Origin of the sequence: Edaphocola aurantiacus (genome assembly GCF_019797745.1) — a bacterium.
In the GTDB taxonomy this organism is placed as follows: Bacteria; Bacteroidota; Bacteroidia; order Chitinophagales; family Chitinophagaceae; genus Edaphocola; species Edaphocola aurantiacus.
Window position 1 is genome coordinate 564,325 of record NZ_VOSI01000003.1, and the last position, 13,554, is coordinate 577,878.

At 45.1% G+C, this 13,554-nt stretch carries 16 protein-coding genes; 3 read left to right on the top strand and 13 right to left on the bottom strand.

Translation table 11 applies throughout. The features are described from left to right. Positions 1-45 precede the first annotated feature (45 nt). Positions 46-1,911, bottom strand: a complete 1,866-nt coding sequence (locus FTD44_RS11150; protein ID WP_222166515.1) for an Nramp family divalent metal transporter — start codon at positions 1,909-1,911, stop codon at positions 46-48. 72 nt (positions 1,912-1,983) lie between these two features. Next, the gene (locus tag FTD44_RS11155) at positions 1,984-2,634 is read right to left on the bottom strand and encodes a SanA/YdcF family protein (RefSeq protein ID WP_222166516.1); all 651 of its coding nucleotides are present in this window, start codon (positions 2,632-2,634) and stop codon (positions 1,984-1,986) included. A gap of 79 nt (positions 2,635-2,713) precedes the next feature. Here FTD44_RS11155 and FTD44_RS11160 point away from each other — a divergent pair, with 79 nt between their 5' ends. Then, entirely contained in the window at positions 2,714-3,238 is a 525-nt protein-coding gene (locus tag FTD44_RS11160) for a DinB family protein (protein WP_222166517.1), read from the top strand. 11 nt (positions 3,239-3,249) lie between these two features. Here FTD44_RS11160 and FTD44_RS11165 read toward each other — a convergent pair whose 3' ends face one another. Then, positions 3,250-4,524: a replication-associated recombination protein A gene (locus FTD44_RS11165; RefSeq protein ID WP_222166518.1), complete on the bottom strand. Its 1,275-nt coding sequence runs from the start codon at positions 4,522-4,524 to the stop codon at positions 3,250-3,252. 38 nt (positions 4,525-4,562) lie between these two features. Between FTD44_RS11165 and FTD44_RS11170 the strand changes: the two genes are divergently transcribed. Beyond that, positions 4,563-5,093, top strand: a complete 531-nt coding sequence (locus FTD44_RS11170; RefSeq protein ID WP_222166519.1) for a TlpA family protein disulfide reductase — start codon at positions 4,563-4,565, stop codon at positions 5,091-5,093. A 177-nt stretch (positions 5,094-5,270) separates the two neighbouring features. On the opposite strand, the gene FTD44_RS11175 is transcribed toward FTD44_RS11170, so the two are convergent. The 10 genes from FTD44_RS11175 to FTD44_RS11220 all read right to left on the bottom strand — a co-directional run bounded on the left by FTD44_RS11175 (position 5,271) and on the right by FTD44_RS11220 (position 12,924). Continuing rightward, entirely contained in the window at positions 5,271-6,023 is a 753-nt protein-coding gene (locus FTD44_RS11175; protein ID WP_222166520.1) for a hypothetical protein, read from the bottom strand. 88 nt (positions 6,024-6,111) lie between these two features. Further along, positions 6,112-6,957 (bottom strand): hydroxymethylglutaryl-CoA lyase, encoded by an 846-nt coding sequence (locus FTD44_RS11180; protein WP_222166521.1) that lies wholly within the window; start codon positions 6,955-6,957, stop codon positions 6,112-6,114. 69 nt (positions 6,958-7,026) lie between these two features. Continuing rightward, positions 7,027-7,623, bottom strand: a complete 597-nt coding sequence (locus FTD44_RS11185) for an IMPACT family protein (RefSeq protein WP_222166522.1) — start codon at positions 7,621-7,623, stop codon at positions 7,027-7,029. Next, positions 7,610-8,662, bottom strand: coding sequence for a bifunctional diaminohydroxyphosphoribosylaminopyrimidine deaminase/5-amino-6-(5-phosphoribosylamino)uracil reductase RibD (gene ribD / locus FTD44_RS11190; RefSeq protein WP_222166523.1), 1,053 nt, complete (start codon positions 8,660-8,662; stop codon positions 7,610-7,612). Before ribD ends, FTD44_RS11185 begins: the two co-directional genes overlap by 14 nt. 92 nt (positions 8,663-8,754) lie before the next feature. Continuing rightward, positions 8,755-9,039 carry a YHS domain-containing protein gene (locus tag FTD44_RS11195; protein ID WP_222166524.1) on the bottom strand — a complete coding sequence of 95 codons (285 nt, stop codon included), beginning with the start codon at positions 9,037-9,039 and terminating at the stop codon, positions 8,755-8,757. 3 nt (positions 9,040-9,042) lie between these two features. Beyond that, a complete protein-coding gene (locus tag FTD44_RS11200) occupies positions 9,043-9,858 on the bottom strand; it encodes a purine-nucleoside phosphorylase (RefSeq protein WP_222166525.1) in 816 nt (271 codons plus the stop codon). Positions 9,859-9,879: 21 nt separating this feature from the next. Beyond that, positions 9,880-10,467: a hypothetical protein gene (locus FTD44_RS11205; RefSeq protein ID WP_222166526.1), complete on the bottom strand. Its 588-nt coding sequence runs from the start codon at positions 10,465-10,467 to the stop codon at positions 9,880-9,882. A gap of 19 nt (positions 10,468-10,486) precedes the next feature. Beyond that, positions 10,487-11,035, bottom strand: a complete 549-nt coding sequence (locus tag FTD44_RS11210) for an RsmD family RNA methyltransferase (protein WP_129021371.1) — start codon at positions 11,033-11,035, stop codon at positions 10,487-10,489. Continuing rightward, complete coding sequence (locus tag FTD44_RS11215) at positions 11,026-11,823, bottom strand: DUF3822 family protein (RefSeq protein WP_222166527.1); 798 nt, start codon at positions 11,821-11,823, stop codon at positions 11,026-11,028. Before FTD44_RS11215 ends, FTD44_RS11210 begins: the two co-directional genes overlap by 10 nt. 63 nt (positions 11,824-11,886) lie before the next feature. Continuing rightward, positions 11,887-12,924, bottom strand: coding sequence for a formimidoylglutamase (locus FTD44_RS11220; protein ID WP_222166528.1), 1,038 nt, complete (start codon positions 12,922-12,924; stop codon positions 11,887-11,889). Positions 12,925-13,055: 131 nt separating this feature from the next. On the opposite strand from FTD44_RS11220, the gene FTD44_RS11225 reads away from it, so the two are divergent. After that, complete coding sequence (locus FTD44_RS11225) at positions 13,056-13,469, top strand: BrxA/BrxB family bacilliredoxin (protein WP_129021368.1); 414 nt, start codon at positions 13,056-13,058, stop codon at positions 13,467-13,469. Positions 13,470-13,554 lie beyond the last annotated feature (85 nt).

Here is a 13,554-nt window from a genome sequence, read left to right on the forward strand (position 1 = left end):
TAAAGATTTTACTGGATATATACGGAACCTTAAAATTGCATTTTACTATTGCGCGATGAATACCGGAATATCTACTTTGTGGCGAAGGTTGTTTACCGTTTCCCCGTAAATGAAATCTTTAAGCCCCCTGTGCCCGTGACTGCCCACTACAAGCAGGTCCGCACTATATTCTTTACAGATACCGGCAATCTCCGTCACGCGGTTATTATAACCCAGTATAGGCAATACATTGTATCCTTTCTCTGCAATAAAGGCGGCATAGTTATCGAGGTGTTGCTGGTCTTTCAGTGTTTCTGCATCCTGGGTATCGTGGCCCGAACGTTTGGCAGCAGCACTTTCCACAATATGGATCAGTACCAGCCTGGACTGCGTATTCGCCAGCTTCAGTGCATAGCTCAGGGTCTTGTTATCTACCTCGGAATAGTCGAGTGCCACCGCAATGGTATTGAATTCGTTGACGCCGGTTGTACTGATATGTAACTGGTGATGGATATCCAGATTAACTCTGTGTCTGCGACGATACAGCGGATAAAGGATGGTTAGTAACAGGAGCACGACTAGGCCTATACCGCCTGCAACGACCAGGGTTTTAAGCCCCTCACTCACATCCATGGCCAGCACATCAGTTACCGACTCATAGACCAGTTTCATGTTCAATCCACCGACCAGTACTACTATAGACCAGCCAATGATTTTGCTGAACATAGAGATTGCAAAGCGGCCCATTTTTTCCTTATCACTCACAAAATAGATCAGCGGAATAATGGCAAATGATAATTGCATACTGAGCAGCACCTGGCTAAAAATCAATAGCCTCCCTACCCCCTTGTTACCCATGACCAGGATCACAATTACTGCAGGTACTACCGCTAACAGACGGGTAATGATACGGCGTAATGCCGGGCTGATTCTTAATTGCAGGTAGCCCTCCATAACGATTTGTCCGGCCAGTGTACCGGTAATAGTAGAGCTTTGCCCGGCAGCAATCAGTGCAATGGCAAATAGCCTGGAAGCCCATTCTGTGCCCAGTGTCGGGGCCAATAACTGGTGTGCATCCTCCAGCTCTGCCACCTGTGTCATGCCGTTACGGTGAAATACAGATGCAGCAAGGATCAGGATGGCGGCATTCACAAAGAATGCCAGGTTAAGGGCAATCGTACTATCCCAGAAGTTATATTTTAATGCTTTTTTTATAGATATATCATCTTTCTCAATCTTACGGGTCTGTACCAGTGCCGAGTGCAGGTACAGGTTATGGGGCATTACAGTTGCCCCAATGATACCAATAGCAATATATAAGGCTTGCGTATTGGGTATAGATGGAATGAAACCCTGAACCAGCGCGTGCATATCCGGTTTGGCCAGGAACATTTCGATCAGGAAGCACATACCGATGATGAATATGGTACCGATGATGAACAGCTCCATTTTGCGGATACCCAGCCTTTGCAGATACAACAACAAGAAAGTATCTCCGAAACTGATGAGTACACCCCAGATCAGGTCCAGTCCGAATAACAATTGCAACCCGATCGCCATACCGAGTATTTCTGCAAGATCACAGGCCGCGATCGCAATTTCTGCCAGCAGATAAAGGATGAAGTTCATCCCTTTAGGATAGGTCTCCCGGTTACATTGTGCCAGATCTTGTCCTCTTACGATACCCAGTCGGGTGCAGAGCGATTGCAGGAAGAGCGCGATAATATTGCTGCATAAAAGCACCCAGATAAGGGTGTAGCCAAACTGTGATCCGCCGGCCAGGTCTGTAGCCCAGTTGCCCGGGTCCATATAACCTACACTGACAAGGTATGCCGGACCGAAAAAGGCCATGATCTTGCGCCAGGACGACTTCTTAGAAGCTATATCTACACTGCTGTGTACATCATGTAATGATTTATGCTGCCCGCTCAATGTTTCAAATGTTAGATTTGTAAAACAATTTTATTAAGCAAATATAGGAATTGTGCGAGCAAATCGCATATATTATTTTTTATAGTAGTTCGAAGGGCCGTGTATGTTAATATCCCCTCCGTGAAAACGGGGTTTGCGCCCGATGTGTACGTCCGCAAATGATTTTAGTAATGCGAGGTATTCTCTCATCTTATTTTTCTGCATGAGTGCATAGCCACCCTCGCGGTCTGCGGCATAGCCATAAGATTTGATGCCCATTGCCTCGCCCAGGTATACCGCGCGGTCCAGGTGATAGTTCTGGCTGATCATGATTGCTTCATCTACCTTAAACAAGTCTTTGGCCCGGTATACGGTAGAGTACGTATCAAAACCTGCATAGTCCACAAATATATCTTCGGCCGGTATTCCATGTGCGGTACAGTATTCTTTCATTACCGTCAGTTCATCATACTCATCCTGACCATTATCTCCCGAGAGCAGGAGTCTTTTTACTTTCCCGGATTTATAGAGTTCAATTCCTGCATCCAAACGGTCCTGCAGGTAAGCGCTGGGCTTATTATTGCGAATGCCTGCACCAAATATAATTGCAGTATAGGTTTGAGGTAGCTTTTCTATATTGCTGTAGCAAAGCGGGTTCACTTTCTTTTTAATGCCGTATACCAGTCCGGCAGCGAAAATGCTTAGTGCACCGGCAGCAATCAGGGGGATTTTTAGTTTTTTCATAGATCAATTATCTACTGCAAAATAATCCTTTGTTTTTGAAATAAAATCTTAATTTTCGTCCCCCTAACGATTGCGTTTTATGAAGAAGATCAATAAGCCCAGAGATGTAGAATATGCTTTGTATTATGATACCTATATAGCCATGGTGCCGGCAGAAACGAGTGTACTGGATCAGCTGAAAGGCTCTGCCAGGGAAGTTACTGCATTATACAAGTCCCTGAGTCCGGAAGCTTTGACGACGCCTTATGCAGAGGGTAAATGGTCTCTGAAAGACCTGCTGATGCACCTGATTGATGTAGAGCGCGTATTTGTTTATCGTGCGATGCGTTTTGCACGTATGGATCGTACACCGCTGCCATTTTTTGATGAAAATGAATTTGCCAAACAAGCCCTGGCTGATAAGGTTCCCCTGACCAAGCTACTGAAGGAGTATAATGCCTGTCGCAACCTGACGATAGCTTTCTTTAATAACCTGACAGCGAAACAGACAGAACGCTCGGGTATTGCCAGTCAGGCGGCTATGTCGGTACGTGCCTGTGCCTGGATTATTATGGGCCATGAACTACATCACCGTAAGATTATTACAGAACGATACTTAAAATAAAAAATACGGGTCTAGTACCCGTATTTTTCTTTCCAGCATTGTCGCAAATAAGCCCTGAGCTTATCTTCTGAAGGATTGGGTCCCGGATCATATATCTTCGTTCCGGCAAGGGCTTCGGGCAGGAATTCCTGCTCTACAAAATGTCCTTCAAAACTATGAGCATATTTATAGTTATCGCCGTAACCGATATCTTTCATCAGTTTGGTCGGTGCATTGCGAATGTGCAGCGGTACCGAAAGGTCTCCGGTCTGCCGTACAATAGCCTGTGCCATATTAATGGCTTCATAAGAAGCATTACTTTTTACAGAAGAGGCCAGGTAGGTAACAGCCTGTGACAAAATAATACGGCATTCGGGATAGCCAATCATTTCCACTGCAGAAAAGCAGGAGGTCGCCAGCAATAGCGCATTGGGATTAGCATTGCCGATATCTTCACTGGCAAATATGACCATGCGCCGGGCAATAAACTTCGGGTCTTCCCCACCCTCTATCATCCGGGCCAGATAATATACTGCTGCATTGGGATCGCTGCCCCGCATAGATTTGATGAAGGCCGAAATAATATCATAGTGCTGCTCTCCGGTCTTGTCATACAAGGCCATTTTCTTTTGTATGATGGATTGTACCTTTTCATTCGTGATGACTTTAGTGCCTTCAGGAAGAGCCGTCACCACAATCTCAAACAGGTTCAGCATACGGCGGCCATCACCACCACTCAATTGCAGTAATGCTTCCCATTCTTCAATACGGATATCCATCTGTGTAATGAACTCATCCTGCTCTATCGCGCGTTGCACCAATTGCTTCAGATCCTCTACGGTAAAAGGTTTGAGGATATATACCTGACAACGGCTCAGTAAGGCGCTGATGACTTCAAAAGACGGATTTTCGGTAGTGGCACCGATCAGTACGATATAACCCCGCTCTACAGCACCGAGCAGGCTGTCCTGCTGGGCTTTGTTGAAGCGGTGTATCTCATCTATAAACAATAAGGCTTTGCCGGCCTTTTTCGAAAGGTCAATGATCTGGCGTATTTCTTTAACGCCGCTTTCAATAGCACTGAGACTGAAAAACGGAAGACCGGACTCATGGGCTATGATCTGCGCCAGGGTGGTCTTACCGATGCCCGGAGGTCCCCAGAAAATGAGCGAATGTGGTTGCTTCTGATCTATCATATTCCGCAATACACTACCCGCTCCTACCAGGTGTTCCTGTCCTACATAATCTTCCAGGCGCTGCGGGCGCATGCGCTCTGCCAATGGTGGTGTGCCGGATTTATTATTCATGAAAATGCACTATTTTTATGGACTCAAAATTACGTCAAATGATACAGAAAATAGCGCTTTCCTTATGTTTGTCAATGCTTTCGATGACATATGTACAGGCGCAACAAGTGAGTACAGCAGTAACCGACGACCTGGATCAGTATAAACAGATCAGTGCGCCGATACCGGCTTTCAGCATTGAAACCAGTGATGGACATTTTCATTCAGAAAAGGATATTCCCGCAAAGTCTGCTATTGTTGTATTGTTCAACCCGACCTGCGATCACTGCCAGGATCTGGCAAAGGATATTGTGAAGCATAAAGAAAAGTTTGAGGCCATTTCGCTGGTGTTTATCGGGGCCAAAGACATGAAGCCTTATCTGGATGATTTTATTAAAGCCACAGGGCTAAAACAGTTGCCACACGCAATTGTAGGCGCTGATCGTTCTGATGTAATTTACCAGTTGTATGAGTTTAAGGCGCTGCCTCAAACGAATGTGTATACCGAAAAACATACACTGAAGTATAAGCATAATGGAAGTATCAGTGCTAAAGAGCTGTTGTCTATTATCTCCGGAAAGGGAAAGTAGCCGGAACGGAATAATATAAAAACGGGTATTTTGTGTGTAACAAAATACCCGTTTTTATATGCTTAAAATATTAACTGAGTGTCCGCTTAAAGGAAACAAAGTCTTGCATTATGATTTAAGTAGCTTATAGTAAGGACGAATAAAATAATTGCCTACATGCAGCTAGTCAGTATATATTTATTTTCCGAAGCGTGCGGTAATCCCCACGGATACTTTTGGGGTGAAAAAGTTGTCATCCAGGTCCGGACCTCCCGGGGCTACGGCAAAACCCGCCTGCAGGTTGAAGCGGATATTGGAAGAACCGGCTTCAAAGTTGAAATAGGGTTCGAAGATCGGATACAGCGTATTCGATACACTGTTGTAATGCTCCTGTGTATAATGCATATTGTAAGCACTAATATCGTAGAACTGATAGAAACCAAGTCTCACGCCACCCACAAGGCTGACATTCTTCTTAGCCATACCCACAGCCGGTTGCAGAGAGAAGGCTCTGAAGCGGGAGTTCAGGCGATCTCTTACCTGGTTATTGGAGGTGTAATAGGAATGGTCGCGGTTCACACCTGCCGCAAAGTTACCATAAACAGATACCAGCCCGTTAGTGCCGAAACGGTTATAATACCCGATACCGCCTTCGAATGAGCTGCCTCCCATCTTGCGGATGTAGTCATCATTATCTATAGAGCCATTGCTGTTAAAGCCACGGTTGCGCCAGGATGCTTTAAGACCCAGGCTCTGAACCGGCGAATAGCCCACATTCAGATCGAAAGACGGAAAATTATATACGCCTGCTACCAGCACAGAGGCATTGGCAGCGACTTCTCCCTGTTTGCTCAGCATGGGGTCATACACCGATTCTGCACGGTACAGCGGACGGTAACAGGAGCTGAGGGTAAGGGTTGCGAGGGAAATGTACAGTAGATTTTTTTTCATATAAAAGCAAATATGTTGTGATTTCAGACAGGGATGCAGTATCCCCATCTGAAAATTACAACATATTTTGATAATTTAATATTTTAGATCAGATAAAGACGCTTGAGGCCATGAGCATTGCTTCGTTAAAAGCTGCTCTGTCGATGGACAAAGGAATGTTATTTTTATCTGCAAAGTCCAGTAAACGTTCTGTAGCGATATTGCCAACCAGATCATCATTAGCCATCGGACAACCCCCTATACCTTTGATAGAGGTGTCGAAGCTGGTACAACCTGCATCCCAGGCTGCCTGCAGTTTTTCCTCTGTAGACTGTGCGGTGGAATGGAAGTGTGCCCCGATATGGATCTGCGGAAATTCAGGGATCAGTTTTTTATAAATATTGGTAATATTCTCCGGGTTGGAAACCCCAACAGTATCGGCCAGGGCAATATGTTTCACCCCTAACTGTACCAGGGTCTGGAACCATTTGTATACGATATCGGCATTGTACTCATCTCCATAAGGATTACCGAAACCCATAGACAGGTATAACACGGCCTCTTTATTGTTCTGGGTACATAAGTTCTGAATCGTTTCTACCTGCTCCAGAGACTCTGCAATCGTTTTATTGGTATTGCGCATCTGGAAAGTTTCGGAGATAGAGAACGGGAATCCTAGATAAGTAATTTCATCATAGACAACTGCATCCTGCGCCCCGCGTACATTGGCAATGATCGCCAGCAGCTTGCTGCGGGTATTACTCATATCCAGTTGATGGATCACTTCTTTAGTATCTACCAGTTGCGGAATAGCTTTGGCTGATACAAAAGAACCGAAATCCAGGATATCGAAACCTACTTTTAATAACTGATTCAGGTAAGCCACTTTAGTGGCGGTGGGTATGAAATGAGACCAGCCTTGCATGGCGTCTCTTGGACATTCTATTAAAGTCATGATTAATGCTTATGTCGTGATTGCGTTTCAAACGCTTGTCAAAAATACGGATTATTGCTTATATCGTCATCAGCCATCCACTATGGTGAGCCCGTAGATGTCGGCCAGTCGTTGCAGGCAGGCTTCTTTATGGATGAGGGGAATACCGATAGTATACTCGCAGAATAACTGCATATCCTGTTTCAGGATGCTTACTTCATATTGTTTCAGCACAGTCATCACTTCGTTCATGATCGTATAATCAAAACTCAGGCCAAGTGTGTATTCAATATTCTTCTCTACAACTTCACAAAGTGCCAGCGCATCTGTGGTCACGTTCTTGTAGGCATTGATCAGCCCTGGTACACCTAATAAGGTGCCGCCGAAATAGCGGACTACTACGACCAGTACATTGGTCAGTCCGGCACTATCGATCTGACCCAGTATGGGCCTTCCTGCACTGCCCGATGGCTCGCCGTCATCATTGGCACGGAACTGTTGTCCGTCAATACCGATCCGGTATGCATAGCAATGATGTACTGCTTTCGGATGCTCTTTCTTTAAGATCTGTATATGTGTCTTCAGTTCATCAGCATGATTCAAAGGATAGGTATAGGCCAGGAATTTACTGCCCCTGTCCCTGAACTCTGCTGTGGTCGTGCTTTTGATCGTCTTATAAGTATTCATGATTGGGTCTGGTATATTGCTGGATGATGTTGTCGTCCAGGATAATGCGTTCTTGCTTTACGGCAGGATGCAGCACCGGTGCAGGTGTGCCGCTGTGGAGCTGAACAGGTGTTTCTATACAAAAGGCTTCATCCCATAAACCTGCATGAATAAAGGATTGCAGGGTTTGCGTGCCCCCTTCTACAATCAGGCTGTTGATGCCTTTTTGATACAGGTCCTGTAAGAGTGAGGATATGAAATCCTGTCCTGAAGGTAATTTTATATAGGATGTTTGCGCCTCAATGCCTTCGTACATTTCAGTATAAATCCAGGTAGCTAAGCCATCAGTCTTTACATGCAGTGTTTCCGGCAATTCATTTTTCGGGTCGATAATGATACGGAGTGGTTGCTGTGTGCCAAAGAAACGATTAGTCAGGTAAGGGTTGTCTTGCGCTGCGGTACGGTAACCTACTAAAATAGCCTGCTCTTCACTGCGCATACGATGTACCCATCGTTGGCTCAAAGCATTACTGAGCATTACTTTGCGGCCTGCTTCTGGAGCAATAAAGCCATCGGCACTTTGCGCCCATTTCAGGATGATATAGGGTCTCTGATGCTGATGGTAGGTAAAGAATCTTTTGTTTAATGCGCGGGCTTCCTGTTCCAGTACACCGGTAATCACCGGTATGCCTGCGTCACGGATCATGGCTATGCCCTTGCCGGCCACTTTTGCAAACGGATCTTCGCAGGCCACTACCACCTCTTTTACACGTTTCAGAATCACCAGTTCCGCACAGGGTGGTGTTTTACCATAATGGGCACAGGGTTCCAGACTTACATATAGTGTACTCTCCCCGATCAGGTGCTGATCTGCTGCGGCCACACTGTTAAAGCAGTTGACCTCGGCATGTGCCTGGCCATATTGCCGGTGCCAGCCCTCCCCGATGATACGGTCCTGGTACACCAGAACTGAACCCACGACAGGATTGGGTGCTACATGGCCCTGCCCTTTCATGGCCAGTTCCAGGCAGCGGTACATATATTTTGCGTGTGTCTCCATTAATCCATTTTGCATCAGCAAAAATGTTCGTTACAGGCTGCCCGGTATCGATACCCGACAAACTGTGACGAACATTTTTTACCGTTGACGGTTTATTTTTTAGCGAATTTCGCCGGATCTTTATCAAATGTTTCTTTACAGTGCGGGCTGCAGAACCAGGTAGTATCGCCACCGTAAACGGTGTATTGATCCCAGTCTGCTTTTTTGTCCATCTCACATACCGGATCTTTAGGTCCGTTCGCAGGTGCTGCTGCTGCTGTTGCGGCCATCTCTGAAGTTTTTGTTTCAGCAGCTGTCGCTTTTTCTTCTGTTTTATTGCTGTTGCCGCAGGCAGCGAAAGTCAGTGCCAGTGCAGAAAATAAAAAGATCTGTTTCATAACTTATAATGATTTTATTAATTCACTTACAATTTTAGCCAGTTTAGGTGCCGCTTCATTAGCCGCAGCAAGTACCTCTTCATGGGTGATCGTATTCAGCTCTTCGCGGATACCCAGGTCGGTAATAATGCTTGCAGCAAACACCTTCATACCTCCGTGAATGGCTACAATCACTTCTGGTACCGTGCTCATACCTACAGCATCACCACCGATAACATGCAGCCAGTAATACTCTGCTCTTGTTTCAAAGGTCGGACCCTGTAAACCGATATAAACGCCTTCCTGTACCGGTATGCCGGCAGTTGCTGCAACAGCTTTAGCCTTATCCAGCAGGTCATAACTATATGGTTCGCTCATATCCGGAAATCGGGTGCCCAGGCGGGTATCGTTCTTACCTCTCAGCGGATGTTCCGGGAACAGGTTGATATGATCTTTAATGAACATGATATCGCCGATCTTAAAGTCTTTGTTCATGCCTCCGGCAGCATTGCTGACAAAAAGAGTATGTACACCCAGTGCTTTCATTACCCTTACAGGGAAGGTTACTTCCTGCATGTCATAGCCTTCGTAATAGTGAAAACGACCGGCCATCATGATTACCTGTTTGTCTCCGATAGTTCCGAAGATCAGCTTACCGGCATGACCTTCTACTGTTGACTGCGGGAAGTTCGGAATTACTGTGTATGGCAGTTCTTTGGTAACGGTTACCGCTTCGGTAAGCCCGCCCAGACCGCTGCCCAGGATAACGCCGTATTCCGGCAGGGATTCCAGTTGTGCTTTTATATATTCGGCTGTCTCTTGGATTTGCTCAAAAGTCATTTCTGTTTCTGTTTTTAGCTTTTATAGTAAAGAATCCTCTGGGTTTTCTGTATCGGTCTGATTAATAGGACTGATAGAATCTATATTGATGTCGGTACGGGGCAGGGTCATGACATGCTTCTGCTCCAGTGCATCGATATGGCTCTTACGGTTCAGGTGCTGACCTGTAATGGTTTTCATATTTTTACCAGCAAGACTCAGCGTACTGTTTTTCTTACGGATGTTGGCCAGCATACGGCCAATGATCAGGAATAAAAGAGCCAGCAGTACAAACATTCCTTTTACAGAATATTCAAATTGCTGCATTTCCATTGAGCTGATCTTTCCCGGTACAATTTCAGGGTAGCCTGTCATCTTGCCCATCACAAAGAATGGACCAAGGTTGTTCATGAAAAACAGGTATACAATACTGCCCATACTCAGGAGATACATGATAATCTCCATCAGTATATTCAGCGATGCATTCAGGAAACGGGTGGCCATAGATCTGCGCAGGGAAGTCGCCATAGGATCGATCAGTGCGATCTGTTCCTTGATCATGACTTTCTGTTCCTGCCAGTCTTCGATCAGGTCCTGGTAAAGAGATTCTTTAGGTGAAATTTCGGTCATATGGTAATGGATTTATTATTTATGCCTGGGGCTTTGCGGTAAAAAATGAAAATATAGTAGTACCGTAGTTTTTAACCCGCAGCAGGTTTGGATGATTTTCATAATTGTTACGTGGCGTATGTTCCAGTACAAAAATGCCATCCTCTGCAATCAGTTCACGTTCGATAACGATTCTTGGCAGATCGTCTATTTCCTGCAGCGCATAAGGCGGTCCTGCAAAGATGAAATCATACTTATCTGTACACTGTGCCAGGAATTTAAACACATCGCCCTGTATGAGGTTGAAGTTCTCGATATTCAGTTCCTGTGCGGTTTTGCGAATGAATGTTGCCGGTACTTTATCTCTTTCTACAATGGTCAGGTTTGTGGCCCCGCGAGACGCCAGTTCGTAACTGATGCTGCCGGTACCACCGAAGATGTCCAGTGTTTTGGCTCCTTCAAAGTCAACCAGGTTCTGCAGCGTATTGAATAAACCTTCTTTAGCAATATCAGTAGTTGGTCTGGTATTGGGTAATTTTGCCGGCGGATGAAATTTTCTGCCTCCGAATCTGCCCCCGATTATGCGCATTTAATAATCTGTTTAATAAGTTGTAAAATAGGTCCTTTGTCGCCGGTAATGATCTGCACATCGTCAAAATACGTTTTGAGATCCAGTGCAAACTCCTCCACATTTTCAATAATCCCGGATACGTTGAATTGTGCCAGGGATGGATCGAAATCATTTTTCTCTGCGATCAGGGCGATCTTAAACACCACATTCTCTACCGTTTCAAATTCAAATGTCTGATGCGCCAGTAATTTACCGGAATTGGTTACACTGAGCAATGCCTCATTCTGTAACAGGATCAGGTTGGCTACACTGCCACCATGATCAGTAGCAATATTGCCCAGCGAAAAACGGGATAAGGATACCACCTGCAAATGATTGAAGTAACGCTTCATTAGTTGCGCGATCTTGCTGTCGTAAGCGTATACCACATGGGCATTGATTTCCGGTATTTTATTGTCGAAAATGTCATCATCAGGACCGATATGATGCAATCTTTTCAGCCACAGACGTGATTCTTCGCCCAGGAACAATTTTTCCGGGATAATGAGTGCACGCTCATCAGCCACCCAGATTTTTTTAATTTTCTGGTTATGCAGGCCCATGGCCTCGTGCAGGAATATTTTTTCAAAAAATGCTTCGTCCCAGTTTTGTGTATTGGTATAGACGTAAGCTTCAAGTATATCTGTATCGTTATACAGGTACACACAACATCCGTTCTTCCAGATAATCAGTTCCTCTCCTGTAACATCAGTTGCCTTAAAACCTTCTACGCTATAGCTCCAATACGGTGTAAGATTATCTAACATATTAAAATATAACAAGCGATCTAAAAGGGCAAAGATAATGAATCTGAATTACTCCGATACAGGCTAAGTGCCTGATTTTACCAGTTCTTTATTCCCTTTGACAAAAGCCTGAACCAGGTAGGCCAGTAACTTGCCTATAGAAGGATACGTCATGCCATCTGCCCGCTGTGCCACGCCTTCCGGCAAATGCAGGTAAGCAGCCTTTTCATGACTGGCGGCAGTGTGTATATACTGTAATGCTTCGGTACGGGAAAAGCCTACCGGAGATAAGGCACTGCTTAAGGTATCCGTGATGGAATCCAGGTCCAGCTCAATACCGTAAGCAGTGGTACATACATGCTCCAGGCATTGCTTGAGGCCTTGCTCAAATGACTGCTTCCGGCGCAGGTATATGTCCTCAAAGGTTACAAAGCACAGGTCTTCGTTCTGGTTAAAATGGTTCCAGATGTCGGTATTATTATAGCCTTCGTGCAGGCCGAATGCTGCATAATGCTTCAGGTAACCTTCTTTATAAGCATAATGGAATCCGTTGCCGCTGTGCCTTCCTTCCAGTGCGCGGAAATCGGCATGTGCATCCATATTGATAACATTGATGGGTGATTGTCGTGCTTCAGACAAGCCTTTCAGTAAAGGATAGGCATTATTATGTCCGCCCCCGATTACTACCGGTATCTTACCTGCAGCCACTATATGACGGATAACAGGTGTTACGACCAGGTCAATAGCAGCAGTAGCCTTTCTCAGTTGCTCCGGTTCCGCAGCATGTTCTGTATGAGCCACCTGATCCAGTAATGCAGTACAGTCTATATGACCTAAGAGGAAGAAGTCTTTGCCGCACAGGTAACTATTGTCCTGAATATTTAAAAAGGCAGACAGAAAAGCGGTCCAGCCGGTATGGGCGCCCCCTATACCATTATTGGCCCTTACGCCTATATCTTCGGGTATACCCAGCAATACATATGGCGCTTCGGTCTCCTTTAATGCTGTTTCCCAGGCATGATTGCCGGGGTACGAAATGGTCTGTCCCAGCTTCTCTTCTCCGGCTCTGGTGCTGAAAAAATGCTGGATATCTGCGAAGGAATATGGCTTAAGTGAGGGCATAAAACTTATTTGTTTGCTACAAAAATAGTATTTATAACCTTTTCCAATACGGGGTTAAAGTGAATTTATTGTATCGTGTCAATAATAGAATTAACTTTGCCATCATTACTTAAAATAAATAGTATCAGAATATGTATCCAGCAGAATTAGTGAATCCGATGAAACAAGAGTTGACTCAACACGGATTCCAGGAAATAGTAAATACAGCACAGGTTCAGGACGCAATGAAGCAAAGTGGCACTACTTTATTGGTTATCAATTCAGTATGTGGTTGTTCTGCAGGTACTGCCCGTCCGGGAGTTGTTGCTTCTTTGAATGGTGAAGGAAAGAAACCAGATCACCTGGTGACTTCATTTGCCGGTTTTGACGCAGAAGGTGTACAGGAAGCAAGAAAATTCTTACTGCCTTACCCACCATCTTCTCCGGCTATCGCTTTATTAAAAGATGGTCAGCTGGTACATATGATCGAACGTCATATGATTGAAGGCCGTTCTGCCGCAATGATTGCCGCTAACCTGCAGCAAGCGTACGAAATGTACTGCTAAAACAGGAATTTTATAATTGTGTTGATAAGTGTGCCGGTAAATTTTCCGGCACATTTTATTTGTACGCACTTTTGTTCTAAATTTG

Bases quoted from the DNA above. Each gene is read 5' to 3' on its own strand.
- FTD44_RS11200 (WP_222166525.1), bottom strand. From the start codon at position 9,858: ATGACTTTTGAGCAAATCCAAGAGACAGCCGAATATATAAAAGCACAA.
- FTD44_RS11210 (WP_129021371.1), bottom strand. From the start codon at position 11,035: ATGCGCATAATCGGGGGCAGATTCGGAGGCAGAAAATTTCATCCGCCG.
- FTD44_RS11185 (WP_222166522.1), bottom strand. From the start codon at position 7,623: ATGAATACTTATAAGACGATCAAAAGCACGACCACAGCAGAGTTCAGG.
- FTD44_RS11175 (WP_222166520.1), bottom strand. From the start codon at position 6,023: ATGAAAAAAAATCTACTGTACATTTCCCTCGCAACCCTTACCCTCAGC.
- FTD44_RS11180 (WP_222166521.1), bottom strand. From the start codon at position 6,957: ATGACTTTAATAGAATGTCCAAGAGACGCCATGCAAGGCTGGTCTCAT.
- ribD (WP_222166523.1), bottom strand. From the start codon at position 8,662: ATGGAGACACACGCAAAATATATGTACCGCTGCCTGGAACTGGCCATG.
- FTD44_RS11160 (WP_222166517.1), top strand. From the start codon at position 2,714: ATGAAGAAGATCAATAAGCCCAGAGATGTAGAATATGCTTTGTATTAT.
- FTD44_RS11155 (WP_222166516.1), bottom strand. From the start codon at position 2,634: ATGAAAAAACTAAAAATCCCCCTGATTGCTGCCGGTGCACTAAGCATT.
- FTD44_RS11225 (WP_129021368.1), top strand. From the start codon at position 13,056: ATGTATCCAGCAGAATTAGTGAATCCGATGAAACAAGAGTTGACTCAA.
- FTD44_RS11195 (WP_222166524.1), bottom strand. From the start codon at position 9,039: ATGAAACAGATCTTTTTATTTTCTGCACTGGCACTGACTTTCGCTGCC.
- FTD44_RS11165 (WP_222166518.1), bottom strand. From the start codon at position 4,524: ATGAATAATAAATCCGGCACACCACCATTGGCAGAGCGCATGCGCCCG.
- FTD44_RS11220 (WP_222166528.1), bottom strand. From the start codon at position 12,924: ATGCCCTCACTTAAGCCATATTCCTTCGCAGATATCCAGCATTTTTTC.
- FTD44_RS11215 (WP_222166527.1), bottom strand. From the start codon at position 11,823: ATGTTAGATAATCTTACACCGTATTGGAGCTATAGCGTAGAAGGTTTT.
- FTD44_RS11170 (WP_222166519.1), top strand. From the start codon at position 4,563: ATGATACAGAAAATAGCGCTTTCCTTATGTTTGTCAATGCTTTCGATG.
- FTD44_RS11205 (WP_222166526.1), bottom strand. From the start codon at position 10,467: ATGACCGAAATTTCACCTAAAGAATCTCTTTACCAGGACCTGATCGAA.